The 25,060-nt window shown below is 64.9% G+C and carries 24 protein-coding genes, 1 tRNA gene and 1 pseudogene; 25 read left to right on the top strand and 1 reads right to left on the bottom strand.

Annotation, left to right across the window (positions count from 1 at the left end; genetic code table 11):
- Positions 1-59 precede the first annotated feature (59 nt).
- From AVMA1855_RS00955 to AVMA1855_RS00860, 20 genes are all read left to right on the top strand, one after another.
- The gene (locus tag AVMA1855_RS00955) at positions 60-1,052 is read left to right on the top strand and encodes an NAD(P)H-quinone oxidoreductase (RefSeq protein ID WP_284424245.1); all 993 of its coding nucleotides are present in this window, start codon (positions 60-62) and stop codon (positions 1,050-1,052) included.
- Entirely contained in the window at positions 1,049-1,792 is a 744-nt protein-coding gene (gene tpiA / locus AVMA1855_RS00950) for a triose-phosphate isomerase (protein WP_284424244.1), read from the top strand. The genes AVMA1855_RS00955 and tpiA overlap by 4 nt, the downstream gene beginning before the upstream one ends.
- Before the next feature lie 41 nt (positions 1,793-1,833).
- The gene (gene secG, locus AVMA1855_RS00945) at positions 1,834-2,208 is read left to right on the top strand and encodes a preprotein translocase subunit SecG (protein ID WP_272567979.1); all 375 of its coding nucleotides are present in this window, start codon (positions 1,834-1,836) and stop codon (positions 2,206-2,208) included.
- 121 nt (positions 2,209-2,329) lie between these two features.
- A tRNA-Leu gene (locus tag AVMA1855_RS00940) sits at positions 2,330-2,414 on the top strand.
- Between the two features lie 72 nt (positions 2,415-2,486).
- Positions 2,487-2,846, top strand: a complete 360-nt coding sequence (locus AVMA1855_RS00935; protein WP_092744429.1) for an NADH-quinone oxidoreductase subunit A — start codon at positions 2,487-2,489, stop codon at positions 2,844-2,846.
- Between the two features lie 24 nt (positions 2,847-2,870).
- A complete protein-coding gene (locus AVMA1855_RS00930) occupies positions 2,871-3,350 on the top strand; it encodes a NuoB/complex I 20 kDa subunit family protein (RefSeq protein ID WP_007849129.1) in 480 nt (159 codons plus the stop codon).
- 10 nt (positions 3,351-3,360) lie between these two features.
- Positions 3,361-3,969, top strand: coding sequence for an NADH-quinone oxidoreductase subunit C (locus AVMA1855_RS00925; RefSeq protein WP_284424243.1), 609 nt, complete (start codon positions 3,361-3,363; stop codon positions 3,967-3,969).
- A 27-nt stretch (positions 3,970-3,996) separates the two neighbouring features.
- On the top strand, positions 3,997-5,250 hold the full coding sequence (locus AVMA1855_RS00920; protein WP_272567984.1) for an NADH-quinone oxidoreductase subunit D: 1,254 nt from the start codon (positions 3,997-3,999) through the stop codon (positions 5,248-5,250).
- Positions 5,247-5,804, top strand: coding sequence for an NADH-quinone oxidoreductase subunit NuoE (gene nuoE, locus AVMA1855_RS00915; RefSeq protein ID WP_284424242.1), 558 nt, complete (start codon positions 5,247-5,249; stop codon positions 5,802-5,804). Before AVMA1855_RS00920 ends, nuoE begins: the two co-directional genes overlap by 4 nt.
- The gene (nuoF, locus tag AVMA1855_RS00910; RefSeq protein WP_284411380.1) at positions 5,801-7,159 is read left to right on the top strand and encodes an NADH-quinone oxidoreductase subunit NuoF; all 1,359 of its coding nucleotides are present in this window, start codon (positions 5,801-5,803) and stop codon (positions 7,157-7,159) included. The genes nuoE and nuoF overlap by 4 nt, the downstream gene beginning before the upstream one ends.
- 15 nt (positions 7,160-7,174) lie before the next feature.
- Complete coding sequence (gene nuoG, locus AVMA1855_RS00905) at positions 7,175-9,313, top strand: NADH-quinone oxidoreductase subunit NuoG (protein WP_284424241.1); 2,139 nt, start codon at positions 7,175-7,177, stop codon at positions 9,311-9,313.
- Positions 9,310-10,386 carry an NADH-quinone oxidoreductase subunit NuoH gene (nuoH, locus tag AVMA1855_RS00900; RefSeq protein ID WP_272567990.1) on the top strand — a complete coding sequence of 359 codons (1,077 nt, stop codon included), beginning with the start codon at positions 9,310-9,312 and terminating at the stop codon, positions 10,384-10,386. Before nuoG ends, nuoH begins: the two co-directional genes overlap by 4 nt.
- A 12-nt stretch (positions 10,387-10,398) precedes the next feature.
- A complete protein-coding gene (gene nuoI / locus AVMA1855_RS00895) occupies positions 10,399-10,911 on the top strand; it encodes an NADH-quinone oxidoreductase subunit NuoI (protein WP_284424240.1) in 513 nt (170 codons plus the stop codon).
- 34 nt (positions 10,912-10,945) lie between these two features.
- Positions 10,946-11,614, top strand: a complete 669-nt coding sequence (locus AVMA1855_RS00890) for an NADH-quinone oxidoreductase subunit J (RefSeq protein ID WP_284424239.1) — start codon at positions 10,946-10,948, stop codon at positions 11,612-11,614.
- Entirely contained in the window at positions 11,611-11,919 is a 309-nt protein-coding gene (gene nuoK, locus AVMA1855_RS00885; RefSeq protein WP_005793248.1) for an NADH-quinone oxidoreductase subunit NuoK, read from the top strand. Before AVMA1855_RS00890 ends, nuoK begins: the two co-directional genes overlap by 4 nt.
- A gap of 29 nt (positions 11,920-11,948) precedes the next feature.
- Positions 11,949-13,982 carry an NADH-quinone oxidoreductase subunit L gene (gene nuoL / locus AVMA1855_RS00880; RefSeq protein WP_284411385.1) on the top strand — a complete coding sequence of 678 codons (2,034 nt, stop codon included), beginning with the start codon at positions 11,949-11,951 and terminating at the stop codon, positions 13,980-13,982.
- Positions 13,983-13,995: 13 nt separating this feature from the next.
- Positions 13,996-15,471, top strand: coding sequence for an NADH-quinone oxidoreductase subunit M (locus tag AVMA1855_RS00875; RefSeq protein WP_272567995.1), 1,476 nt, complete (start codon positions 13,996-13,998; stop codon positions 15,469-15,471).
- 24 nt (positions 15,472-15,495) lie between these two features.
- Positions 15,496-16,989, top strand: a complete 1,494-nt coding sequence (gene nuoN / locus AVMA1855_RS00870) for an NADH-quinone oxidoreductase subunit NuoN (protein ID WP_284424238.1) — start codon at positions 15,496-15,498, stop codon at positions 16,987-16,989.
- A 40-nt stretch (positions 16,990-17,029) separates the two neighbouring features.
- On the top strand, positions 17,030-17,338 hold the full coding sequence (locus tag AVMA1855_RS00865; protein ID WP_272567997.1) for a DUF2818 family protein: 309 nt from the start codon (positions 17,030-17,032) through the stop codon (positions 17,336-17,338).
- 54 nt (positions 17,339-17,392) lie between these two features.
- A complete protein-coding gene (locus AVMA1855_RS00860) occupies positions 17,393-17,878 on the top strand; it encodes a DUF1178 family protein (RefSeq protein WP_284424237.1) in 486 nt (161 codons plus the stop codon).
- A gap of 61 nt (positions 17,879-17,939) precedes the next feature.
- On the opposite strand, the pseudogene AVMA1855_RS00855 reads toward AVMA1855_RS00860, so the two are convergent.
- Positions 17,940-19,734, bottom strand: a pseudogene (locus AVMA1855_RS00855) (ABC transporter transmembrane domain-containing protein).
- A 356-nt stretch (positions 19,735-20,090) separates the two neighbouring features.
- Here AVMA1855_RS00855 and AVMA1855_RS00850 point away from each other — a divergent pair.
- The 5 genes from AVMA1855_RS00850 (at position 20,091) to AVMA1855_RS00830 (ending at position 25,059) form a co-directional block, all read left to right on the top strand.
- On the top strand, positions 20,091-20,864 hold the full coding sequence (locus tag AVMA1855_RS00850) for an ABC transporter ATP-binding protein (protein ID WP_272551665.1): 774 nt from the start codon (positions 20,091-20,093) through the stop codon (positions 20,862-20,864).
- Positions 20,861-21,571, top strand: a complete 711-nt coding sequence (locus AVMA1855_RS00845; protein ID WP_272567999.1) for an ABC transporter ATP-binding protein — start codon at positions 20,861-20,863, stop codon at positions 21,569-21,571. The genes AVMA1855_RS00850 and AVMA1855_RS00845 overlap by 4 nt, the downstream gene beginning before the upstream one ends.
- Before the next feature lie 84 nt (positions 21,572-21,655).
- Positions 21,656-22,855, top strand: coding sequence for an ABC transporter substrate-binding protein (locus AVMA1855_RS00840; RefSeq protein WP_272568000.1), 1,200 nt, complete (start codon positions 21,656-21,658; stop codon positions 22,853-22,855).
- Positions 22,856-22,905: 50 nt separating this feature from the next.
- The gene (locus AVMA1855_RS00835; protein WP_284424236.1) at positions 22,906-24,105 is read left to right on the top strand and encodes an ABC transporter substrate-binding protein; all 1,200 of its coding nucleotides are present in this window, start codon (positions 22,906-22,908) and stop codon (positions 24,103-24,105) included.
- Between the two features lie 69 nt (positions 24,106-24,174).
- Positions 24,175-25,059, top strand: a complete 885-nt coding sequence (locus AVMA1855_RS00830; protein WP_272568004.1) for a branched-chain amino acid ABC transporter permease — start codon at positions 24,175-24,177, stop codon at positions 25,057-25,059.
- The last annotated feature ends 1 nt before the right edge of the window (position 25,060 follow it).

Raw genomic sequence — 25,060 nt, 5'->3', positions numbered from 1 at the left:
GCGGGCTTTGTCTGCGCCGGCGCGGTATTCATCTCGACTTTTGTAGCAAGGTGATGGCTATGCGTGTGGTGGAAATCGAAAGCCCGGGCGGTCCCGAGGTTCTGCGTCTGGCAGAGCGCCCGGTGCCCGAGCCGACCCAGGGTGAGTTGCTCATTCGGGTCGCTGCCAGTGGCATCAACCGGCCCGACGTTCTGCAGCGCAAGGGGCACTATGCCCCGCCGCCGGGCGCGTCGGATTTGGCGGGGCTCGAGGTGGCAGGGGTGATCGAGCGGGGCGATCAGGCTGCGATGGACAAGGCGGGCCTCAAGGTGGGCGACCGCGTCTGTGCGCTGGTCGCTGGCGGCGGTTACGCCGAGTACTGCGTGGCCCCCGTCGAGCAATGTTTGCCCGTGCCCGACGGGTTCAGCGACGTCGAGGCGGCCTCGCTGCCGGAAACGCTTTTCACGGTGTGGAGCAACGTGTTCGATCGCGGCCGCCTGCAATCCGGTGAAACGCTGTTGGTGCAGGGCGGAAGCAGTGGCATCGGCGTGACGGCCATTCAATTGGGGCGTGCATTCGGCGCCACGGTCATCGTCACGGCCGGCAGCGATGAAAAATGCGCGGCCTGCCTGGAAATCGGTGCCCATCACGCCATCAACTACAAGACCCAGGACTTCGTCGCGGAGGTGCAGCGCATCACCGGTGGCAAGGGCGCGGATGTGGTGCTGGACATGGTGGCAGGCGATTACGTTGCCCGCGAGATCGAGTGTCTGGCGGAGGACGGGCGCCTGGTGATCATTGCCGTTCAGGGAGGCATCAAGGCAGAGTTGAATGCGGGCCTCGTGCTTCGCCGCCGTCTTACCGTCACCGGCTCCACGCTGCGGCCCCGGTCCGTGGCGTTCAAAGGCGCGATTGCCCGTGCCCTGCGCGAGCAGGTGTGGCCGCTGCTGGCATCCCGGAAGGTTCGACCGATCGTGCACAGCACGTTTGCCGCGGCGGAGGCTTCCAAGGCGCATGCGCTGATGGAGTCCAGCCAGCATGCAGGGAAAATTGTTTTGACGTGGACCGCATGAAAAAGAAATTGATTGCCGGCAACTGGAAGATGAATGGCAGCCTGGCTTCCAATCAGGTATTGGTGAACGCGTTGCGCCAAGGCATGGGGCAACCCGGCTGCGACGTGGTGGTGGCAGTGCCTGCGCCTTACCTGGCGCAAGTGCAGGCCCTGGCCGAGGGTTCCGCTGTCGCAGTCGCCGCGCAGGATGTATCGGCGCACGAGTCCGGTGCCTACACTGGCGAGGCCTCTGCCGCCATGCTGCTGGAGTTCGGAGTGCGCTACGTACTGGTGGGGCATTCCGAGCGGCGCCAGTACCACGGAGAAACCGACGAGGTGGTCGCGGCCAAGGCGCAGCGTGCGCTGGTGGCGGGCATCACGCCCATCGTCTGCGTCGGAGAAACGCTGGCAGAGCGCGAAGCGGGGCAGACGCAGGCCGTCGTCAAGCGCCAGTTAGCGGCCGTGGTGCACGCGAACGGGCACTGCATCAGCGAGATCGTGGTGGCCTATGAGCCCGTTTGGGCGATCGGTACGGGCCGCACCGCCACGCCCGAGCAGGCGCAGGAGGTTCATGCGGTGCTGCGCGCCCAATTGGCGGCGGCAAGCCCTCAGGCGGATCGCATCCGTTTGCTGTACGGCGGAAGCATGAACGCGGCAAATGCCGCCCAGTTGCTGGCCCAGCCCGATATTGACGGCGGTCTGGTGGGTGGGGCGTCGCTCAAGGCCCAGGACTTTTTGCAAATCATCGCTTCGGCGCAATAAAGACGCCGGCATACAGCTATCAAATTAGGAGTAAATAGAGAATGAACGCGCTTGTGAATGTGATTTTGGCAGTGCAGATTCTGGCTGCACTGGGCATGATCGGTTTGATCCTGATCCAGCATGGCAAGGGTGCCGACATGGGGGCGGCCTTCGGCAGCGGAAGCTCCGGCAGCCTGTTCGGTGCCAGCGGCAGTGCCAATTTCCTGTCGCGCAGCACCGCGGTGCTGGCGGGGGTGTTTTTCGTGGCGACGCTGGCGCTGGCATATTTTGGCAACGTCCGTCCTGCGGGTGTTGGCAGCGTGCTGGAAGTGCCAGGGGTCGTGGCGCCCGCTCAGCCGGCTTCCGGTGCGGCGTCCGAGGTGCCTGCGGCACCCGTGGTGCCGGCCTCCGGTGCTGGGCAGATTCCCACCAAGTAAGAAGAAAAGCGCAAAATTTGATCCTGCTCCTCGGAGCAGGGTTTTTCCGGAGTAGAATCCCGGATTGTCTGGAAAGCCAAAAACCCAACGGGTTCCTCATGCCATCCAGATGCATAAATCAGCCGTCGTGGTGAAATTGGTAGACACGCTATCTTGAGGGGGTAGTGGCGAAAGCTGTGCGAGTTCGAGTCTCGCCGACGGCACCAAAACAAAAGCCCATCCAACACGCCCATCCTGGGGCGTCTGGGTGCAGCTTCAGCGGTGAGCACATCCTCCAGATGAACCTCGATCAGTACCTCCCCGTTCTTTTGTTCATCTTGGTCGGCATCGGTGTCGGCGTCGTGCCGCTGGTGCTGGGCTATGTCCTCGGCCCCAATCGCCCGGATGCGGCCAAAAACTCCCCCTACGAATGCGGTTTCGAGGCCTTCGAAGACGCGCGCATGAAGTTCGATGTGCGCTACTACCTCGTCGCCATCCTCTTCATTCTTTTTGATCTGGAAATCGCTTTCCTGTTTCCGTGGGCGGTTTCGCTCCACGAAGTGGGGCTGACGGGTTTCATTGCCGTTGTCATCTTCCTGGCCATCCTAGTCGTGGGCTTCGCCTACGAGTGGAAAAAGGGTGCCCTGGATTGGGAATGACCGGTCTTCATAAGGAATGACACGATGATTGAAGGCGTGATGAAGGAAGGCTTCATCACCACCAGTTACGACTCGGTGGTGAATTGGGCCAAGACCGGCTCGCTGTGGCCCATGACCTTTGGTCTGGCCTGCTGCGCGGTGGAGATGATGCACGCCGCGGCGGCGCGTTACGACATCGGCCGTTTCGGTGCCGAGGTGTTCCGCGCCAGTCCGCGCCAGTCCGATCTGATGATCGTGGCCGGAACGCTGTGCAACAAGATGGCGCCGGCCCTGCGCAAGGTGTACGACCAGATGTCCGAGCCGCGCTGGGTGCTGTCCATGGGTTCGTGCGCCAACGGTGGCGGCTACTACCACTACAGCTATTCGGTGGTTCGCGGCTGCGATCGCATCGTTCCGGTGGATGTGTACGTGCCGGGTTGCCCGCCCACGGCCGAGGCGCTGATCTACGGGATCATCCAGCTGCAGCAGAAGATCCGCCGCACCAACACCATCGCTCGCGTCTGAAGGGTTGACGATGACTGCCTTTGCTATTCGACCCGAAGCACTTCGGGACGCGATTGCCGCTGCGCTCGGCGACAAGGTGCGCCAGCTTTCGGTGGCGCTGGATGAGGTGACCCTGGTGGTCTCTGCCGCGGACTATCTGGTGGCCATGCAGTTGCTGCGCGATGCGCCGGGCTGCCGCTTCGAGCAGCTGGTCGACCTGTGCGGCGTGGACTACTCCTCATATGGCGACGTCGGCGTGGAGGGGCCGCGCTACTGCGTGGTCTCGCACCTGCTGTCGGTCAGCATGAACCAGCGCGTGCGGGTGAAGGTGTTCTGCCCGGATGACGATTTTCCGGTCGTGCCGTCGGTCTCGGACCTCTGGAACTCTGCCAACTGGTACGAGCGCGAGGCGTTCGACCTGTACGGCATCGTGTTCGACGGGCACAGCGACCTGCGCCGCATCCTGACCGACTACGGCTTCATCGGCCACCCCTTTCGCAAGGATTTCCCGTTGTCCGGACACGTGGAAATGCGCTACGACGCCGAGCAGCGCCGCGTCGTCTACGAACCGGTCACGATCGAGCCTCGCGAGATCACGCCCCGCATCATCCGCGAAGAAAAGTACGGAGGCCTGCACTGAGGCGATCGCGCCGAAAAGTGATCCACCATGGCTGAAATCAAGAACTATTCCCTGAACTTCGGGCCGCAGCATCCGGCCGCACACGGTGTGCTGCGCCTCGTGCTTGAGCTGGACGGCGAAGTCGTGCAGCGTGCCGACCCGCACATCGGCCTGCTGCATCGCGCCACCGAAAAGCTGGCCGAGCACAAGACCTTCATCCAGTCGCTGCCCTACATGGACCGCCTGGACTACGTCTCGATGATGTGCAACGAGCACGCCTACTGCCTGGCCATCGAGAAGCTGCTGGGCCTGGATGTGCCCGTGCGTGCGCAGTACATCCGCGTGATGTTCTCCGAGATCACGCGCCTGCTGAACCACCTGATGTGGCTGGGTTCGCACGGCAACGACTGCGGTAGCTCCACGATCCTGATCTATACCTTCCGCGAGCGCGAAGACCTGTTCGACATGTACGAAGCGGTCTCCGGCGCGCGCATGCACGCGGCGTACTTCCGTCCGGGTGGTGTGTACCGCGACCTGCCCGATTCGATGCCGCAGTACAAGGTCAACAAGATCCGCAATGCCAAGGCCATCGAGGCGCTGAACCAGAACCGCAGCGGCTCCCTGCTGGACTTCATCGACGACTTCACGCAACGGTTTCCGAAGTGCGTGGATGAATACGAAACACTGCTCACCGACAACCGCATCTGGAAGCAGCGCACGGTCGGCATCGGTGTCGTGACGCCGGAGCGCGCCCTCAATCTGGGCATGACCGGCCCGATGATCCGCGGCTCGGGCATCGCATGGGATCTGCGCAAGACTCAGCCCTATGACGTCTATGACCGCATGGACTTCGACGTGCCGGTGGGCAAGACGGGCGACTGCTACGACCGCTATCTGGTGCGCGTGCAGGAGATGCGCCAATCCAACCGCATCATCAAGCAGTGCGTGGACTGGCTGCGTGCCAACCCCGGCCCGGTGATCACGGACAACCACAAGGTGGCCCCCCCTTCGCGTGAATCCATGAAGTCGAACATGGAGGAGTTGATCCACCATTTCAAGCTCTTCACCGAAGGTTTCCGCGTGCCCGAAGGCGAAGCGTATGCAGCCGTGGAGCACCCCAAGGGCGAGTTCGGCATCTACTTGGTGAGCGATGGCGCCAACAAGCCCTACCGCCTGAAGATCCGCGCGCCCGGCTTTGCCCACCTGGCCACCTTGGACGAAATGGCCCGTGGCCACATGATTGCCGATGCCGTGGCCATCATTGGCACGATGGATATCGTGTTCGGGGAGATTGACCGATGAATACCGAAACGAAGGCGGTGGTGCCCGCCGCGTCCCAGATCACCGACGCGACGCTGGCGCGCTTTGCGCGCGAAGTGGCGAAGTACCCCGCAGAACAGAAGCAGTCGGCCGTCATGGCCTGCCTGGCCATCGTCCAGCAGGAACTGGGCTGGGTCAGCACCGAGAACGAGGCCGTGATCGCGAGCTACCTGGGCATGCCCCAGATCGCCGTGCACGAAGTCACCACGTTCTACAACATGTACAACCAGCAGCCGATGGGCAAGTACAAGCTCAACGTCTGTACCAACCTGCCGTGCCAGCTGCGCGATGGCCAGAAGGCGCTGCACCACTTGGAAAAGAAACTGGGCGTGGCGATGGGCGAGACCACGGCCGATGGCCTGTTCACGCTGCAGCAGTGCGAATGCCTCGGCGCCTGCGCCGATGCGCCCGTGATGCTGGTCAACGACCGCACCATGTGCAGTTTTATGGACAACGACAAGCTCGATCAGCTCGTGGATGGCCTGCGCCAAGCCGAAGGCGTGGCATCCCCGGCCCGGGCGGAAGGGCAAGCATGACGACCGCTGCGCAGAAGATCCTGTCGCAATTCCAGGCGACGGGCGTTCAAACCTGCTTCCACGACCGCCACATCGATCCGCAGATCTATGCAGGTCTGGATGGCACCAACTGGAGCCTCAAGGACTACGAAGCGCGCGGTGGCTATGCCGCCTTGCGCAAGATCCTGGAGCAGGGCGAAGGCGTGGGCCTCACCCAGGATCAGGTCATTGCGACCGTCAAGGAGTCGGGCCTGCGTGGCCGTGGCGGTGCGGGCTTTCCCACCGGCCTCAAGTGGAGCTTCATGCCCCGCTCGTTCCCTGGCCAGAAGTACCTTGTCTGCAATTCCGACGAAGGCGAACCGGGCACCTGCAAGGACCGCGACATCCTGCAGTTCAACCCGCACATCGTCATCGAAGGCATGATCATCGCGGCTTACGCGATGGGTATTTCCGTGGGCTACAACTACATTCACGGCGAAATCTTCCAGACCTACGACCGCTTCGAAGAGGCGCTTGAAGAAGCACGCGCTGCGGGCTACCTGGGCGACAAGATCCTGGGTAGCGCCTTCAGCTTCCAGCTGCATGCCGCCCATGGTTTCGGCGCCTACATCTGCGGCGAGGAAACCGCACTGCTGGAGTCGCTCGAAGGCAAGAAGGGCCAGCCGCGCTTCAAGCCGCCATTCCCTGCGAGCTTCGGCCTCTACGGCAAGCCCACCACGATCAACAACACCGAGACGTTTGCCGCGGTGCCCTGGATCATCCGCAACGGTGGCGCAGCCTACCTGGCCTGCGGCAAACCCAACAACGGCGGCACCAAGATCTTCTCGGTCTCCGGCGACGTCGAAAAGCCCGGTAACTACGAGGTGCCCATGGGCACTCCGTTCGCCAAGCTGCTGGAACTGGCGGGTGGCGTGCGCAAGGGCCGCCAACTCAAGGCCGTGATTCCCGGTGGGTCGTCCGCTCCGGTGCTGCCGGCGTCCGTCATCATGGAATGCACGATGGACTACGACTCCATCGCCAAGGCCGGCTCCATGCTGGGTTCGGGCGCCGTGATCGTGATGGACGATTCGCGCAGCATGGTGGAGAGCCTGTTGCGCCTGTCGTATTTCTATTCGCATGAATCGTGCGGACAGTGCACGCCGTGTCGCGAAGGCACCGGCTGGATGTGGCGCGTGATCGATCGCATCCAGCACGGTGAAGGCCGCGACGGCGATCTGGAGCTGCTCAATTCGGTGGCCGACAACATCCAGGGTCGCACCATTTGCGCCCTGGGCGATGCCGCCGCCATGCCGGTGCGCGCCATGATCAAGCACTTCCGCCCGGAATTCGAAGCGCTGATCCGCAACAAGACCCCTCAGGCGTCTGCCTCTGCCTGATCGCGAGAAAAGCATATGGTTGAAATCGAACTGGACGGGCAGAAGGTAGAAGTCGCCGAGGGCTGCATGGTGATGCATGCGGCCGAGAAGGCGGGCACTTACATTCCCCATTTCTGCTATCACAAGAAGCTTTCCATCGCCGCCAATTGCCGCATGTGCCTGGTGGACGTGGAGAAGGCGCCCAAGCCGATGCCGGCCTGCGCTACGCCCGTGACGCAAGGCATGATCGTGCGCACCAAGAGCGACAAGGCCATCAAGGCCCAGCAGTCGGTCATGGAGTTCCTGCTGATCAATCACCCGCTGGACTGCCCGATCTGCGATCAGGGCGGCGAGTGCCAGCTGCAGGATCTGGCGGTGGGCTACGGCGGCTCTTCTTCGCGTTACGAAGAGGAAAAGCGCGTGGTGTTCCACAAGGACGTGGGCCCCCTGATCTCCATGGAGGAGATGACCCGCTGCATCCATTGCACCCGCTGCGTGCGCTTCGGCCAGGAAGTGGCCGGCGTGATGGAGTTGGGCATGATCCATCGCGGCGAGCACTCCGAGATCACCACGGTGCTGGGCGATACGGTCGATTCCGAGCTGTCGGGCAACATGATCGACATCTGCCCCGTGGGCGCGCTGACCAGCAAGCCTTTCCGCTACAGCGCCCGGACCTGGGAGCTGTCGCGCCGCAAGTCGGTGAGCCCGCACGATTCCACCGGTGCCAATCTCATCGTCCAGGTGAAGAACCACAAGGTGATGCGCGTCGTTCCCTTCGAGAACGAAGACGTCAACGAGTGCTGGATCGCCGACCGTGACCGCTTCTCCTACGAAGCCCTCAACGGAGACGAGCGCCTGACGCGCCCGATGCTCAAGCAGGGCGGCCAGTGGAAGGAAGTCGACTGGCAGACCGCGCTGGAATACGTGGCCAATGGCCTGCAGGGCATCCGCACCGACCATGGTGCCCAGAGCATCGGCGCGCTGGTGAGCCCGCACAGCACGCTGGAAGAGCTGTTCCTGGCTGGCGCGCTCGTGCGCGGCATCGGCAGCGACAACATCGACCACCGCCTGCGCCACGCTGAGTTCACCCAGGCCGATGGCATCCATTGGCTGGGCACGAGCATCGCCTCGCTGTCCTCGCTGCAGTCGGTGCTGGTCGTGGGCTCGAACCTGCGCAAGGACCACCCGCTGTTCGCCCAGCGCATCCGCCAGGCTGCGCGCAAGGGCTGTACCGTCAGCGCCCTCGACGCCGCGGCCTACGACTGGGCCATGCCCGTGGCGCAGTCCATTGTGGCGCCGGCCCAGGACTGGGCTGCCGTCCTGGCCGACGTGGCCGCCGCCGTGGCGCAGGAACGCGGTGTGGCTGCCCCCGTGGCCACCGGCCGTGTGACCGACGCCTCTGCCGGCATGGCCCGTGCATTGGCTTCGGGCGAAGGCCGGGCCATCCTGCTGGGCAACGCCGCTGCGCACCATGCCCAGGCCTCGAGCCTGCTGGCGCTGGCCCAGTGGATCGGTGCCCAGACGGGCGCGGTGGTGGGCTACCTCACCGAAGCCGCCAATACGGTGGGCGCGCAGTTCGTCGGCGCACAGCCGCAGAAGGGTGGCCTGAACGCCGGCCAGATGCTGGCGGGTGGCCTCAAGGCGGCGCTGCTGCTGAACACGGAACCCGTCCACGACTCCGCCGCAGGTACACAGGCAGCGGCTGCGCTGTCAGGTGCCGAGATGGTCGTCACGCTGAGCCCTTTCAAGGCCAACATGGAATTCAGCGATGTGCTGCTGCCCATCGCGCCGTTCACCGAAACCTCGGGCACCTTCGTCAATGCCGAAGGCCGCCTGCAAAGCTTCCATGCCGTGGTCAAGCCGCTGGGCGATGCCCGTCCCGCGTGGAAGGTGCTGCGGGTGCTGGGCAACCTGCTGGGTGTGCAGGGCCTCGACTTCGAGACCTCGCAGGACGTGCTGGCGAAAGCCACGGGTGCGACGGTGGCCGCTCCGCTGGCCCAACTGCCTGCCGACCGCCTGAGCAACAGCACGCGCGCTGCCATCGCCGAGCCCGCCGGTGCGGCTGCCGCTCCGGTCGTGGCCAGCATCTACCAGCTCGACGGGCTGGTTCGCCGTGCGCCGTCGCTGCAGTTGACGGCCGATGCACGCCGCGCCGCTGAAGGAGTTGCCGCATGATCGACGCGCTGTACAACGGCGGCCTGCACCTGTTCGCCCAGTCCTGGTGGACAGCGGCGGTGTGGCCGGTGATCTGGAACCTGATCAAGATCGTGGCCATCGTGGCCCCCCTGATGGGCGCCGTGGCCTACCTCACGCTGTGGGAGCGCAAGCTGCTCGGCTTCATGCAGGTGCGCCATGGTCCCAACCGGGTCGGCCCGTTCGGGCTGCTGCAGCCGCTGGCCGACGGCCTCAAGCTGCTGACCAAGGAAATCATTCAGCCAACGGCGGCCAGTAAGGGTCTGTTCGTGCTCGGCCCCGTCATGGCCATCATGCCTGCGCTGGCGGCCTGGGTGGCGATTCCGTTCGGTCCGGATGTGGCCCTGGCCAACGTGAATGCCGGCCTGCTGCTGGTGATGGCCATCACCTCCATCGAGGTGTACGGCGTGATCATCGCTGGCTGGGCTTCCAACTCCAAGTACGCCTTCCTGGGGGCGCTGCGCGCTTCCGCGCAGATGGTGAGCTATGAAATCGCAATGGGCTTCTGTTTCCTCGTCGTCATCATGGTGTCGGGCAGCATGAACCTGACCGAAGTCGTGATGGGGCAGGGCGCCGGCATGGCCGCCGCGAAGGGTTTTGGATTCCTGTCGTGGAACTGGCTGCCGCTGCTGCCGATCTTCATCGTTTACCTCATCTCGGGCGTGGCCGAAACCAACCGCCACCCTTTCGACGTGGTCGAAGGCGAGGCCGAGATCGTGGCCGGCCACATGGTCGAGTACTCGGGCATGGGCTTCGCCATCTTCTTCCTGGCCGAATACGCCAGCATGTGGCTCGTGTCCATCCTGGCCGTGCTCATGTTCCTGGGCGGCTGGCTGTCGCCGGTGGCGGCGCTGGACTTCATCCCCGGATGGATCTGGCTGGGCCTCAAGACCTTCCTCGTGGTGTCCATGTTCATCTGGATCCGCGCGACCTTCCCGCGCTTTCGCTATGACCAGATCATGCGGCTGGGCTGGAAGATCTTCATTCCGGTCACGCTGGTGTGGCTGCTTATCGTTGGCGCGTGGCTGCACTCGCCATGGAACATCTGGAATTGAGCGGGGACACCGATGACTGCTGTTGCTGCTACTGCATCCTTTTCGATCAAGGATTTTTTCAAGAGCTTCATGCTGGTGGAGCTGGTCAAGGGCATGGCCCTGACGGGTCGCTACGCGTTTCGGCGCAAGGTGACCGTTCAGTTCCCTGAAGAGAAGACGCCCCTGTCGCCCCGGTTCCGCGGCCTGCACGCGCTGCGCCGCTACGACAACGGCGAAGAGCGCTGCATCGCCTGCAAGCTGTGCGAAGCCGTGTGCCCGGCACTGGCGATCACCATCGAGTCCGATGTGCGTGCTGACGGTTCGCGCCGCACCACGCGCTATGACATCGACCTGACCAAGTGCATCTTCTGCGGCTTTTGCGAAGAGAGCTGCCCGGTCGACTCCATCGTCGAGACGCAGATCCTGGAATACCACGGCGAAAAGCGCGGTGACCTGTACTTCACCAAGGACATGCTCCTGGCCGTGGGGGACCTCTACGAGGCCGAGATCGCTGCAGCCAAGGCGGCCGACGCCAAGTACCGCTGAGCGCGGCTCCTGAACCCCTACAAAGACCCGATTCATGGACGCCAAGACTGGTTTCTTCTATCTGTTCTCGGTCGTGCTGCTCTTTGCAGCCTTCCGGGTCATCACCGCGCGCAACCCTGTGCATGCGGTGCTGTATCTCATCCTCGCGTTTTCGCAGGCGGCCGCCATCTGGCTGCTGCTGAAGGCGGAGTTCCTGGCCATCGCCCTGGTGCTGGTGTACCTTGGCGCGGTGATGGTGCTCTTCCTCTTCGTGGTGATGATGCTGGACATCCACATCGACACCATCCGAGAGGGCTTCTGGCGGCACTTTCCTCTGGCGGCCATCATCGGGGCGTTGTTTGCTTTGGAGATGGCGGCTGTGGCGATTGGTGGCTTCCGCGGCATGGACGAGCCCAAGGCAGTAACTACTGTGATCGACGCAGCAGGGCAGGGGCTGCCGTACTCGAACACCAAGGCGCTGGGCAAGCTGCTCTACACCGAGTACCTGTACCCCGTCGAGATCGCAGCGGTCATCCTGCTGGTGGCGATGATCGCGGCCATCGCGCTCACCCTGCGCCAGCGCAAGGACAGCAAGGCAATCAACCCATCGCAGCAGATCCGTGTGCGCGCCAGCGACCGCGTGGAACTGGTGAAAGTCGCCGCGACGCAAAAGCCTGCAGAGGAAGCAGCGGCAACGCCCGCTGCCGAGGAGAAGAAGGCATGACATTGACCCTGGGCCATTTCCTGTCGCTGGGCGCGATGCTGTTCGCGCTCGCCGTCATCGGCATCTTCCTGAACCGCAAGAACCTGATCGTGCTGCTGATGGCGATCGAGTTGATGCTGTTGGCCGTGAACATGAACTTCGTCGCGTTCTCGCACTACCTGGGCGACATGCACGGCCAGGTGTTCGTGTTCTTCATCCTGACGGTCGCCGCGGCAGAGTCGGCCATCGGCCTCGCGATCCTGGTGCTGCTGTTCCGCAACAAATCCAGCATCAACGCGGAAGACCTCAACACCCTCAAGGGTTGAGTCGCCGGTACTAGCCAAGGTCTTCAAGAATGAGCCAAACCCTTTCTGCTTCGACACTGCTGGCGGTGCCCATGGCACCGCTGGTGGGATCCGCCCTGGCGGGTATCTTCGGCACCGCCTTCGGCGGCAACCGGATCGGCCGGCGGCTGAGCCACACGCTGACCATTCTCGGCGTGCTGGCGGCCTTCGTCCTGTCCGCCATGACGCTCAAGAGCGTGGCCATGGACGGCGCGCGCTTCAACGAAACGCTCTACACCTGGATGGTGGTCGGCGGCCTCAAGATGGAGGTCGGCTTCCTCGTGGACAGCCTCACGGCCATGATGATGTGCGTGGTGACCTTCGTGTCGCTGATGGTGCACATCTACACGATCGGCTACATGGAAGAAGACGACGGCTACAACCGTTTCTTCGCCTACATCTCGCTGTTCACCTTCTCGATGCTGATGCTCGTCATGAGCAACAACCTGCTGCAGCTGTTCTTCGGCTGGGAAGCGGTGGGCCTGGTGTCGTACCTGCTGATCGGCTTCTGGTTCAACAAGCCGACCGCCATCTTCGCCAACATGAAGGCGTTCCTGGTGAACCGCGTGGGTGACTTCGGCTTCATCCTGGGCATCGGCCTGATCGCGGCGTACACCAACACGCTGAACTACAGCGAGATCTTCGGCAAGGCGGGCGAGCTGGGCGCACTGTCGTTCCCGGGTACCAGTTGGATGCTGATCACGGTCATCTGCATCTGCCTGTTCATCGGTGCGATGGGCAAGAGCGCGCAGTTTCCGCTGCACGTCTGGCTGCCGGACTCGATGGAAGGCCCGACGCCCATCTCCGCGCTGATCCACGCCGCCACCATGGTGACGGCCGGCATCTTCATGGTGTCGCGGATGTCGCCGCTGTTCGAGCTGTCGGACACCGCGCTCAACTTCATCCTCGTGATCGGTGCGATCACGGCGCTGTTCATGGGCTTTCTGGGCATCATCCAGAACGACATCAAGCGCGTGGTGGCCTATTCCACGCTGTCGCAGCTGGGCTACATGACGGTGGCGCTCGGTGCCTCCGCCTATTCGGTGGCGGTGTTCCACCTGATGACGCACGCGTTCTTCAAGGCGCTGCTGTTCCTCGGAGCGGGCTCGGTCATCATGGGCATGCACCACAACCAGGACATCCGCTGGATGGGCGCCGTGCGCAAGTACATGCCCATCACCTGGATCACGTCGCTGCTGGGTTCGCTGGCACTGATCGGCACGCCGCTGTTCTCGGGCTTCTATTCCAAGGACAGCATCATCGAAGCCGTGCATGCCAGCACGCTGCCGGCCGCGGGCTTCGCCCACTTCGCCGTGCTGGCGGGCGTGTTCGTCACCGCGTTCTATTCGTTTCGCATGTACTTCCTGGTCTTCCACGGCAAGGAACGCTACGACCAGAACCCGGATGCGCACCACGACGACCACCATGCCCATGACGACCACCACGGCCATGGCCACGATGCCAAGCCGCACGAGTCGCCCTGGGTCGTCACCGTGCCGCTGATCCTGCTGGCCATTCCTTCGGTGGTCATCGGCTTCCTGTTCATCCAGCCCATGCTGTTCGGCGACTTCTTCAAGGACGTGATCTTCGTTGACGCCGCCAAGCACCCCGCGATGGCGGAACTGGCGGAAATCTTCCACGGCCCCGTGGGCATGGCGCTGCACGGCCTGCAGACCGCACCGTTCTGGCTGGCCCTGGCGGGCGTGGCGGCGTCCTACTACATGTACATGGTCAACCCGGCCCTGCCGGCCGCGATCAAGCGCATCTTCCATCCGATCTACGTGCTGTTCGAGAACAAGTACTACCTCGACTGGATCAACGAAAACATCATCGCCCGGGGTGCCCGCGCGCTGGGCACCGGCCTGTGGAAGGGCGGCGACCAGGCCGTGATCGACGGCGCGCTGGTCAACGGCTCGTGGAAGCTGGTGGGCCGCGTGGCGGGGGTGGTGCGCTGGTTCCAGACGGGCTACATCTACCACTACGCGCTGGTCATGATCCTGGGCATCTTCGCGCTCATGACGTACTTCGTGTGGCTCAACAAGTAGAGGGAAAACAAAAATGGGTTTGTTGAGTCTTGCCATCTGGGTGCCGATCGCGTTTGGCGCCCTGCTGCTGGCCTTTGGCCGCGATGAGCACGCACGCGCCGTGCGCTGGCTGGCCCTGATCGGGTCGCTGGTGGGTCTGGCCGTCACGCTGCCGCTGTACGGCGGCTTCGAGGCCACGTCCGCCGCAGCGCAGTTCGTCGAGAAAGCGCAGTGGATCGAGCGCTTCAACGTCCACTACCACCTGGGTGTGGACGGCATCTCGTTCTGGTTCGTGCCGCTCACGGCGTTCATCACGGTGATCGTGGTGATCGCGTCGTGGGAGTCAATCACCGAGCGCGTGAACCAGTACATGGGCGCGTTCCTGATCCTCTCGGGCCTGATGATCGGCGTGTTCAGCGCGCTCGACGGCCTGCTGTTCTACGTGTTCTTCGAGGCCACGCTGATCCCGATGTACCTGATCATCGGCATCTGGGGTGGCCCCAACAAGATCTACGCGGCGTTCAAGTTCTTCCTGTACACGCTGCTCGGCTCGCTGCTGATGCTGATCGCGCTGATCTACCTGTACAACCAGTCCGGTGGCAGCTTCGACATCGCCACGTGGCACCAGCTGCCGCTGTCCGCCCGTGCGCAGACCCTGCTGTTCTTCGCCTTCTTCGCCGCGTTCGCGGTGAAGGTGCCGATGTGGCCGGTGCACACCTGGCTGCCCGACGTGCACGTGGAGGCCCCCACCGGCGGCTCCGCCGTGCTGGCCGCCATCATGCTGAAGCTGGGTGCCTATGGTTTCCTGCGCTTTTCCATGCCCATCGCCCCCGACGCCGCGCGCGAATGGGCCTGGCTGATGATCGCGCTGTCGCTGGTGGCCGTGATCTACGTGGGCCTCGTGGCGATGGTGCAAAAGGACATGAAGAAGCTGGTGGCGTATTCGTCGGTGGCGCACATGGGCTTCGTGACGCTGGGCTTCTTCATCTTCAACGACCTCGGCGTGTCGGGCGGGCTGGTGCAAATGATCGCCCACGGCTTCGTGTCGGGCGCCATGTTCCTGTCGATCGGCGTGCTGTACGACCGGGTGCATTCCCGTGAGATCGCGGCCTATGGCGGCGTGGTCAACACCATGCCCAAGTTCGCGGCCTTCGCCCTGCTGTTCGCCATGGCCAACTGCGGCCTGCCGGGCACGGCCGGTTTCGTGGGCGAGTGGATGGTGATCCTGGGCGCCGTCAAGGCCAACTTCTGGATTGGCCTGGCCGCGGCCACGGCGCTGATCTTCGGCGCGGCCTACACGCTGTGGATGTACAAGCGCGTCTACCTCGGCCCCGTGGCCAACGACCACGTGAGGGACCTCAAGGACATCGGCGCCCGCGAGTTCCTGGTGATGGCCGTGCTCGCGATTGCCGTGCTGTACATGGGGCTGTACCCCCGTCCCTTCACCGACGTGATGGATGCTTCGGTGGCGCAGCTGCTCAAGCACGTGGCACTGTCCAAGCTCAACTGACCAGACTGAAACGAGAGACTCGAGATGATTGACAACATCAGCTGGCTGGCGGTGTATCCGGAGATCGTGCTCCTGGTCATGGCCTGCGTGATCGCGCTCGTGGACCTGGGCGTGACCAGCCCACGGCGCACGGGCACCTATGTGCTCACCATGCTCACCTTGACCGTGGTGGCCGTGCTGCAGGCCCTGTATGCCAACACCGGCAACACGTTCTACGGCTTCGGCAACATGGTGGTGAGCGATGCCATGGGCAACTGGCTCAAGTGCTTCGCCACTGTGGCCATGATGGTCACGCTCGTTTATGGCCGCCCCTATGCCGGCGACCGCGACATGCTGCGCGGCGGCGAGTTCTTCACGCTGTCGATGTTCGCGCTGCTGGGCATGTTCATCATGATCTCGGGCAACAACTTCCTGGTGATCTACCTGGGCCTGGAATTGCTCACGCTGTCCAGCTATGCGCTGGTGGCCCTGCGCCGCGACCATGCAACCTCGACCGAGGCCGCGATGAAGTATTTCGTGCTGGGCGCGATGGCGAGTGGCTTCCTGCTGTACGGCCTGTCGATGATCTACGGCGCGACCGGTTCGCTCGACATCGGCCAGGTGTTCAAGGCGGTCAACTCCGGCCAGATTCGCCACCAGGTGCTGGTGTTCGGCCTGGTGTTCGTGGTGGCAGGCCTGGCCTTCAAGCTGGGCGTGGTGCCGTTCCACATGTGGATTCCCGATGTGTACCATGGCGCTCCCACGGCCGTGACGCTGATCATCGGCGGCGCGCCCAAGCTGGCGGCCTTCGCCATCACCATCCGCCTGCTGGTGGACGGGCTGCTGCCGCTGGCCATCGACTGGCAGCAGATGCTCGCGGTGCTGGCCATCGGCTCGTTGCTGGTCGGCAATCTGGCGGCCATCGCCCAGACCAACCTCAAGCGCATGCTGGCGTACTCCACGATCTCGCAGATGGGCTTCGTGCTGCTGGGCCTGCTGTCGGGCGTGGTCAACGGCAACGTGGATGCCAACGCGGTCGAGAACGCCTACAGCTCTTCCATGTTCTACGTGGTGAGCTATGTGCTGACCACGCTGGCGAGCTTCGGCGTGATCCTGCTGCTGGCCCGCGAAGGCTTCGAGAGCGAAGAGATTTCCGACCTGGCGGGCCTGAACCAGCGCAGCCCGCTGTATGCCGGCGTGATGGCGGTGTGCCTGTTCTCGCTGGCCGGTCTGCCGCCGCTGGTGGGCTTCTACGCCAAGCTGTCGGTGCTGCAGGCCCTGGTGGCTTCGGGCCAGACGCTGTACATCGCCCTGGCCGTCTTCGCGGTGGTGATGTCGCTGATCGGCGCTTTCTACTACCTGCGCGTCGTGAAGGTGATGTACTTCGATGCGCCGCTCACCGCCGCGAACGTGTCGGCCCCGCTGGACGTGCGCATGGTGCTCACGCTCAATGGCGCGCTGGTGCTGGTGCTGGGCCTCCTGCCCGGCGGCCTGATGGCGCTGTGCGCCGACGCCGTCGTGCGCGCGCTGGCGACCTGAGCGCTCCCGGGTTTCTCTCTTCAAGACCGTTGCCCCTCCTGTGTCCGCCACCGCGTCCATCTGGCTGGTGATCGTGCTGGCGGCCATCGGGGCCAACCTGCCGTTCTTCAGCCAGCGCTGGCTGCTGGTGGGCCCGAAGGCGGCGCCCACCAAGCCCATGGCGATGCGCCTGGGCGAGATGGCACTGCTGTACTTTCTGGTCGGTGGCGTCGCGCTGCTGCTGGAGCGCCGCGTGGGGCAGATCGCACCCCAGCAGTGGGAGTTCTACGCGATCACCGCCACGCTGTTCATCACGCTGGCGTTTCCCGGGTTCATCTACCGCTACCTGCTGCGGCGCAACAAGGGCTGAGGCCTTGCGCATCGCCGGCTGGCTGCCTTCGTTGCCTGCTCCATTCCCATTGCCATGAAAGTGCTCGATCTCCATTGCGCACAGGGCCATGCCTTCGAGGGCTGGTTCGGGTCCGAGGCCGATTTCCAGAGCCAGCTGGCGCGCGATCTCGTTCAATGCCCCCTGTGCGGCAGCATCGAGATCCGCAAGGGCCTGAGCGCCCCGCGCCTCAACCTGGGCGCAACGCCCAACCCGGCTGCCCCGCGCGCCCCCGAGGACGGTGCTGGCAGCACTGCGGTGGCCCACCCATCCCCTTCCATGCCCCCGGGCGATTCCGCCCTGCAGGCCGCGTGGCTGCGGGTGGCCCGGCACATCGTGGCCCACACCGAGGACGTGGGGCCGCGCTTCGCGCAGGAAGCGCGCCGCATGCACCACGGCGAAACCGAAGAGCGCGGTATCCGCGGCCAGGCCAGCGCCCAGGAAGCGGCCGAACTGCTGGAAGAGGGGATCGCCGTGCTGCCCCTGGTGCTTCCGGACGCGGCCAAAGAAACCTTGCAGTAGCCGCCTGCCGGTGCGTCCGTCGGCATCGCCGACCGGATGGCAGGCCTCGGCCCGCCGGCCTTCACTGCGTGAACTGCAGGGCCGCCAGCCGTGCGTACACGCCGCCCTGCCGGACCAGGTCCGCATGGCGCCCTTCCTCCACGATCTGCCCCTGGTCCATCACTACGATGCGGTCGGCGTTCTGCACCGTAGCCAGCCGGTGCGCGATGACCAGCGTGGTGCGCTGGCCGCTGTGGCGATGCATGGCGGCGTCCAGCGCGGCCTGCACCATGCGCTCGCTTTCCGCATCGAGCGCGCTCGTGGCCTCGTCCAGCAACAGCAGCGGTGGGTTCTTGAGCAAGGCGCGGGCGATGGCGATGCGCTGGCGCTGCCCGCCGGACAGGCGCACGCCGCGCTCGCCCAGGAAGGTGCCGTAGCCTTCGGGCAAGGCCGCGATGAATTCGTGTGCGAAGGCGGCCGCGCGCGGCCTCCTGCACTTCCTGCTCGGTGGCACCGGGGCGGCCGTAGCGGATGTTGTCCAGGGCCGAGGCGGAGAAGATCACAGCGTCCTGCGGCACGATGCCCACGTGGGCGCGCAGGTCGCCGAGCGCCAGGCGGCGGATGTCCACGCCGTTCAGCGCGATGCCGCCGCCTGCGGCATCCACGTCGTAGAAGCGCTGCAGCAACTGGAACACCGTGGTCTTGCCCGCGCCGCTGGCGCCCACCAGCGCGACGGTTTCGCCGGCCGACAGGTGCAGGTCGAAGCCGCGCAGCGCGGGTGACTGCGGTCGCGAGGGGTAGTGGAAAGCCACCCGGTCGAAGTCCACGCGCAGCCCGCCGCCCGTGTCCGGCAGCGCCGCGGGCTGCGCGGGGCTGGCGATGGGCGATCGGCTGGCGAGCAGTTCCATGAGCCGTTCGGTGGCCCCGGCGGCGCGCAGCAGGTCGCCGTACACCTCGCCGAGCACGGCCACGGCGCCCGCAAGGAACATGACGTAGATGACCGTCTGCCCCAGGTGGCCGGCCGACATCTCGCCCGCCAGCACCGCCTGCGTGCCCCGGTACAGGCCCCACAGCAGCAGCGCCGCGTTGGCGATCACGATGAAGGCCACCAGCGCCGCGCGGGCCCGGCTGCGGCGCACGGCGGTCTGGAAGGCGTTCTCGGTGGAGGCTTCGAACCGGCGGGCTTCGCGCGATTCCGCCGTGTAGCTTTGCACGGCGGGCACGGCATTGAGCACCTCGGCCGCGATGGCGCTGGAATCGGCCACCCGGTCCTGGCTGGCCCGGGAAAGGCGGCGCACCCAGCGGCCGATCCACAGCGTGGGCAGCACCACGACCACGATGGCGGCGAACACCACCGACATGATGTACGGGTTGGTCCACACGAGCATCCCCAGCGCCCCCACGCCCATCACCGCGTTGCGCAGGCCCATCGACAGCGACGAGCCCACCACGGTCTGCACCAGCGTGGTGTCCACGGTCAGGCGCGACAGCACTTCGCCGGTCTGCGTGGTTTCGTAGAACTGCGGGCTTTGTTCCAGCACGTGCGCATAGACGGCGTTGCGCAGGTCGGCCGTCACCCGCTCGCCCAGCCAGCTCACGGTGTAGAAACGCGCGGCGGAGAACAGCCCCAGGGCCACGGCCACGGCGAACAGCAGCCCGAAATGCTCGCGCAGCGCCATGGCCTGCTCGCCGCGCGTGGCGCCCACCAGCCCGCCGTCGATGAGTTCGCGCAGTGCCAGGGGAAACGCAAGCGTGGCCAGCGCCGCCAGCACCAGGAAGACCAGCGCGAGCGCAATGCGACCGGCATAGGGCCGGAGGAAGGGCAGCAGGCCGCCGAGCGAGCGCGGGGCGCCGGGGGTGGGGGAGGAGGAGGGCATGGTCGCAGTGTAGGAGTCCGCGCCCGGATCGGCATGCGCCTTGCCATGAAGCCTGCCGCCAAACAGGTTTGCTATTAATTTGATAGCTTTCGGGGCAATTGGATCTAAGGCATGGAGCGGCTTTTATCCAAAGCCATGCCTAGGGCGGAAGGCGTGCGCCGGACCGCGCCCGGGCGTCCCCGAGGGGGCGGTGCCGGCCGGCCGGCCGGGTAGGCGTTTATACATAGGCATTTGTCCCAGTATCTGCGCAGCGGGCGCGCGCCTTAGGATGCGGTGCAACCTAACGCAGGCCAGGGTGCCTCGCTCCCCCGGGCGAAGCGCCCCGCCCAGCACCACCACGGAGCGGCCAAGGCGCAATGAGCGACGTCATTCTCGAAACCCACAGCCTGACCAAAGAGTTCAGAGGCTTTACCGCGGTCAGCGATGTCAATCTCGCGGTCCGCCGGGGCTCCATCCATGCGCTGATCGGTCCCAACGGCGCTGGCAAGACCACCTGCTTCAACCTGCTGACCAAGTTCCTGGAGCCCACCTCCGGCGTGATCCGCTTCAACGGCGAGGACATCACGCGCGAGCGGCCCGCGCTGATCGCGCGGCGCGGCGTGATCCGCTCGTTCCAGATCTCCGCCGTGTTCCCGCACCTCACGCTGCTGGAGAACGTGCGCATCGGCCTGCAGCGCAAGCTGGGCACGGCGTTCCACTTCTGGCGCAGCGAACGCAGCCTGCAGCAGCTCGACGGCCGCGCGATGGAGCTGCTGGCCGAAGTGGGCCTGCAGGACCTGGCCGACGAGACCACCGTGAACCTGCCCTACGGCCGCAAGCGCGCGCTGGAGATCGCCACCACGCTGGCCATGGAGCCCGAGCTGATGCTGCTGGACGAGCCCACGCAGGGCATGGGCCACGAGGACGTGGACCGCGTCACGCAGCTCATCAAGAAGGTCTCGGCCGGCCGCACCATCCTCATGGTGGAACACAACATGAAGGTGATCTCCACGATCGCCGACCGCATCACCGTGCTGCAGCGCGGCGCCGTGCTGGCCGAGGGGCCGTACGAAGAGGTCTCGCGCAACCCGCAGGTGATGGAGGCCTACATGGGCACCACTGATGGCCAGCTGCAAGGGGCCCACGCATGAGCGCGCCGGCCCTCGAAATCAGTGGCCTGCAGGCCTGGTACGGCGAGTCGCACGTGCTGCACGGTGTGGACATCACGGTGCAGCCCGGCGAGGTGGTGACCCTGCTGGGCCGCAACGGCGCGGGCCGCACGTCCACCATGCGTGCCGTGATGGGGCTGACGGGCGCCCGCAAGGGCTCCGTGCGCATCCATGGTCAGGAAACGATCCAGATGCCCACTCACCGCATCGCCCACCTGGGCGTGGGCTATTGCCCGGAAGAGCGCGGCATTTTCGCGAGCCTGTCGTGCGAAGAGAACCTGCTGCTGCCCCCGGTGCTCAAGACCGGCACGCAGGGCATGTCGGTCGACGAGATCTACGCCATGTTCCCCAACCTGGCCGAGCGCCGCCACAGCCAGGGCACGCGCCTGTCGGGCGGCGAGCAGCAGATGCTGGCGGTGGCGCGCATCCTGCGCACCGGTGCCAAGCTGCTGCTGCTCGACGAAATCTCCGAAGGCCTGGCGCCGGTGATCGTGCAGGCCCTGGCCCGCATGATCACCACGCTGCGCCAGAAGGGCTACACCGTGGTGATGGTGGAACAGAACTTCCACTTCGCCGCGCCGCTGGCCGACCGCTTCTACGTGATGGAGCACGGCCGCATCGTGGAGCAGTTCGGCGCCGCCGAGCTGCAGGCCAAGATGCCCGTGCTCAACGAACTGCTGGGCGTCTGACCCGGCGCGGGACGGCTTCGACCACCGCCTTTGCCCAGAGCACCCCGATCCCCCTTTCCATCGAAGACCCAAGGAGACAACGACATGAAAAAGATGAACCTCAAGGCGCTCGCCGTGCTGCTCGGGGCCGCGGGCCTCGCGACGTTCTCCGCGCAGGCGCAGGACAAGGTGAAGATCGGCTTCATCACCGACATGTCGAGCCTGTACGCCGACGTGGAAGGCAAGAACGGCGCGGTGGCGATCCAGATGGCCATCGACGACTTCGGCGGCAAGGTGCTGGGCCAGCCCATCGAGCTGCTGAGCGCGGACCACCAGAACAAGGCCGACATCGCCGCATCGAAGGCGCGCGAGTGGATCGACACGCAGGGCCTGACCATGCTGTTCGGCGGCACCAATTCGGGCACGGGCCTGGCGATGGCGAAGGTGGCGCAGGAGAAGAAGCGCGTGTTCATCGTCAACGGCGCGGGCTCCTCCGCGCTCACCAACGAGCAGTGCAGCCCCTACACCGTGCACTACGCCTACGACACCGTGGCGCTGGCCAAGGGCACGGGCGGCGCGATCGTGGGGCAGGGCGGCAAGGACTGGTTCTTCCTCACGGCCGACTATGCGTTCGGCGCCGCGCTGGAGGCCGATACGGCCAAGGTGGTCAAGGAAAAGGGCGGCAAGGTGGTGGGCAGCGTGAAGCACCCGATCAACGCGTCGGACTTCTCGTCCTTCCTGCTGCAGGCGCAGAACTCCAAGGCGCAGATCCTGGGCCTGGCCAATGCCGGCGGCGACACCATCAACGCCATCAAGGCCGCGCGCGAGTTCGGCATCAACAAGACCATGAAGATGGCGGGCCTGCTGGTCTTCGTGACCGACATCCACAGCCTGGGCCTGAAGAACACCGAAGGCCTGCTGCTCACCACCAGCTGGGACTGGAACCTGGACGACAAGACCCGCGCCTTCGGCCGCAAGTTCTTCGCCAAGACCAAGCGCATGCCGACCGACATCCAGGCCGCCGACTACTCGGCCACCATGAACTACCTGAAGGCCGTGGAAGCCGCCAAGACGCTCGATGCCGACAAGGTGATGGAAAAGCTCAAGTCCACGCCCATCGACGACTTCTACGGCAAGGGCGTGATCCGCCCGGACGGCCGCTTCGCGCACGACATGTACCTGGTGCAGGTGAAGGCCCCCGCCGAATCCAAGGAGCCCTGGGACTACTACAAGGTCGTGAGCAAGCTGCCCGCCGACCAGGTGTGGACCACCAAGGCCGAGAGCAAATGCGCGCTGTGGAAATGAGCTGACGCGCACGATCGAAAAAAACACATCCGAGATCAGGAGACAAAGCCATGAAAAACAGACAACTCACCCGACTGGCCCTGGTGCTGGGCGCCCTGGGCCTGGCCGCATCGGCCGTGCACGCCCAGGACAAGGTCAAGATCGGCTTCATCACCGACATGTCCAGCCTGTACGCCGACGTGGAAGGCAAGAACGGCGCGGTGGCGATCCAGATGGCCATCGACGACTTCGGCGGCAAGGTGCTGGGCATGCCCATCGAACTGATGAGCGCGGACCACCAGAACAAGGCCGACATCGCCGCATCGAAGGCGCGCGAATGGATCGACACGCAGGGCCTGACCCTGGTGTTCGGCGGCACCAACTCGGGCACGGCCCTGGCCATGGCCAAGGTGGCGCAGGAGAAAAAGCGCGTGTTCATCAACAACGGCGCGGCCACCTCGGCACTCACCAACGAGCAGTGCAGCCCCTACACCGTGCACTACGCCTACGACACCGTGGCGCTGGCCAAGGGCACGGGCGCCACCATCGTCGATGGCGGGGGCAAGAGCTGGTTCTTCCTCACGGCGGACTACGCGTTCGGCCACGCGCTGGAGGCCGATGCGAGCACGGTGGTCAAGGCCAAGGGCGGCACGGTGGTGGGCAGCGTCAAGCACCCGCTCAACGCCTCGGACTTCTCGTCCTTCCTGCTGCAGGCGCAGAACTCCAAGGCCCAGGTGCTGGGCCTGGCGAACGCGGGCGGCGACACCATCAACTCCATCAAGGCCGCCAAGGAGTTCGGCATCGGCAAGAGCATGAAGCTCGCCGGCCTGCTGATCTTCTTCAGCGACATCCACAGCCTGGGCCTCAAGACCACCGAGGGCCTGCAGTTCACGACGAGCTGGTATTGGGACCTGAACGACGACACGCGCAAGTTCGCCGACAAGTTCATGGAAAAGACCAAGCGCCGTCCGACGGAGATCCAGGCGGCCGACTACTCGGCCACCATGAACTACCTGAAGGCCGTCGAAGCCGCCAAGAGCACCGATGCCGACAAGGTGATGCAGGCCTGGCGCGGCATGAAGATGAACGACTTCTTCGGCTCCGGCACGCTGCGCCCCGATGGCCGCTACGTGCACGACATGTACCTGATGCAGGTGAAGTCGCCGGCCGAATCCAAGGGCGCATGGGACTACTACAAGCTCGTCAAGAAGCTGCCCGGCGAGGAAGTGTTCGCCACCCAGGCCGAGAGCAAGTGCGCGGCCTGGAAATGACACCCATGACGCGCAGCCCGTTCCGCTGACCCTCTTTTTTCACCGCTTCACCGCCACTCGCGCCCTCCCATGCAAATCTTCGGTGTCTCACTGCCGGGCCTGTTGAGCCAGCTTCTGCTGGGGCTGGTCAACGGGTCGTTCTACGCCATCCTCAGCCTGGGGCTGGCGGTGATCTTCGGCCTGCTCAACGTGATCAACTTCGCGCACGGCGCGCTGTTCATGCTGGGCGCGATGCTCACCTGGATGGGCATGACCTACCTGGGCATCAACTACTGGGTGATGCTGCTGGCCGCGCCAGTGGTGGTGGGCATCCTGGGGGTGCTGATCGAGCGGCTGCTGCTGCGCTGGATCTACAAGCTCGACCACCTCTACGGCCTGCTGCTGACCCTCGGGCTCACGCTGCTGATCGAGGGGGTGTTCCGCTCCATCTACGGCGTCTCGGGGCTGGGGTACGACACGCCGGAACTGCTGGAAGGCGCGACCAACCTCGGCTTCATGATCCTGCCCAACTACCGCGCCTGGGTGGTGGTGGCCTCGCTCGTGGTGTGCGTGGGCACCTGGTACGTGATCGAAAAGACCAAGCTCGGCGCCTACCTGCGCGCCGGCACCGAGAACCCGCGCCTGGTGGAGGCCTTCGGCGTGAACGTGCCGGTGATGATCACGCTCACCTACGCGTTCGGTGCGGCGCTGGCCGCGTTCGCCGGCGTGCTGGCCGCACCGGTCTATCAGGTCACGCCGCTCATGGGGCAGAACCTCATCATCGTGGTGTTCGCCGTGGTGGTGATCGGCGGCATGGGCTCGATCATGGGCTCGATCCTGACCGGGCTGGGCCTGGGCGTGATCGAAGGGTTCACCAAGGTGTTCTATCCCGAGGCCTCTTCCACCGTGGTGTTCGTCATCATGGTGATCGTTCTCCTCATCCGCCCCGCCGGCCTGTTCGGCAAAGAGAGATAAG

The sequence above is a fragment of the Acidovorax sp. SUPP1855 genome (assembly GCF_030158955.1).
Taxonomy (GTDB): Bacteria; Pseudomonadota; Gammaproteobacteria; order Burkholderiales; family Burkholderiaceae_C; genus Paracidovorax.
The sequence above is the reverse complement of the archived record's forward strand: the minus strand, read 5'-3'. Positions and strand labels throughout refer to the sequence as shown.

Coding starts and splice junctions, on each gene's coding strand:
- AVMA1855_RS00955 (WP_284424245.1), top strand. CDS start 60: ATGCGTGTGGTGGAAATCGAAAGCCCGGGCGGTCCCGAGGTTCTGCGT.
- tpiA (WP_284424244.1), top strand. CDS start 1,049: ATGAAAAAGAAATTGATTGCCGGCAACTGGAAGATGAATGGCAGCCTG.
- secG (WP_272567979.1), top strand. CDS start 1,834: ATGAACGCGCTTGTGAATGTGATTTTGGCAGTGCAGATTCTGGCTGCA.
- AVMA1855_RS00935 (WP_092744429.1), top strand. CDS start 2,487: ATGAACCTCGATCAGTACCTCCCCGTTCTTTTGTTCATCTTGGTCGGC.
- AVMA1855_RS00930 (WP_007849129.1), top strand. CDS start 2,871: ATGATTGAAGGCGTGATGAAGGAAGGCTTCATCACCACCAGTTACGAC.
- AVMA1855_RS00925 (WP_284424243.1), top strand. CDS start 3,361: ATGACTGCCTTTGCTATTCGACCCGAAGCACTTCGGGACGCGATTGCC.
- AVMA1855_RS00920 (WP_272567984.1), top strand. CDS start 3,997: ATGGCTGAAATCAAGAACTATTCCCTGAACTTCGGGCCGCAGCATCCG.
- nuoE (WP_284424242.1), top strand. CDS start 5,247: ATGAATACCGAAACGAAGGCGGTGGTGCCCGCCGCGTCCCAGATCACC.
- nuoF (WP_284411380.1), top strand. CDS start 5,801: ATGACGACCGCTGCGCAGAAGATCCTGTCGCAATTCCAGGCGACGGGC.
- nuoG (WP_284424241.1), top strand. CDS start 7,175: ATGGTTGAAATCGAACTGGACGGGCAGAAGGTAGAAGTCGCCGAGGGC.
- nuoH (WP_272567990.1), top strand. CDS start 9,310: ATGATCGACGCGCTGTACAACGGCGGCCTGCACCTGTTCGCCCAGTCC.
- nuoI (WP_284424240.1), top strand. CDS start 10,399: ATGACTGCTGTTGCTGCTACTGCATCCTTTTCGATCAAGGATTTTTTC.
- AVMA1855_RS00890 (WP_284424239.1), top strand. CDS start 10,946: ATGGACGCCAAGACTGGTTTCTTCTATCTGTTCTCGGTCGTGCTGCTC.
- nuoK (WP_005793248.1), top strand. CDS start 11,611: ATGACATTGACCCTGGGCCATTTCCTGTCGCTGGGCGCGATGCTGTTC.
- nuoL (WP_284411385.1), top strand. CDS start 11,949: ATGAGCCAAACCCTTTCTGCTTCGACACTGCTGGCGGTGCCCATGGCA.
- AVMA1855_RS00875 (WP_272567995.1), top strand. CDS start 13,996: ATGGGTTTGTTGAGTCTTGCCATCTGGGTGCCGATCGCGTTTGGCGCC.
- nuoN (WP_284424238.1), top strand. CDS start 15,496: ATGATTGACAACATCAGCTGGCTGGCGGTGTATCCGGAGATCGTGCTC.
- AVMA1855_RS00860 (WP_284424237.1), top strand. CDS start 17,393: ATGAAAGTGCTCGATCTCCATTGCGCACAGGGCCATGCCTTCGAGGGC.
- AVMA1855_RS00850 (WP_272551665.1), top strand. CDS start 20,091: ATGAGCGACGTCATTCTCGAAACCCACAGCCTGACCAAAGAGTTCAGA.
- AVMA1855_RS00845 (WP_272567999.1), top strand. CDS start 20,861: ATGAGCGCGCCGGCCCTCGAAATCAGTGGCCTGCAGGCCTGGTACGGC.
- AVMA1855_RS00840 (WP_272568000.1), top strand. CDS start 21,656: ATGAAAAAGATGAACCTCAAGGCGCTCGCCGTGCTGCTCGGGGCCGCG.
- AVMA1855_RS00835 (WP_284424236.1), top strand. CDS start 22,906: ATGAAAAACAGACAACTCACCCGACTGGCCCTGGTGCTGGGCGCCCTG.
- AVMA1855_RS00830 (WP_272568004.1), top strand. CDS start 24,175: ATGCAAATCTTCGGTGTCTCACTGCCGGGCCTGTTGAGCCAGCTTCTG.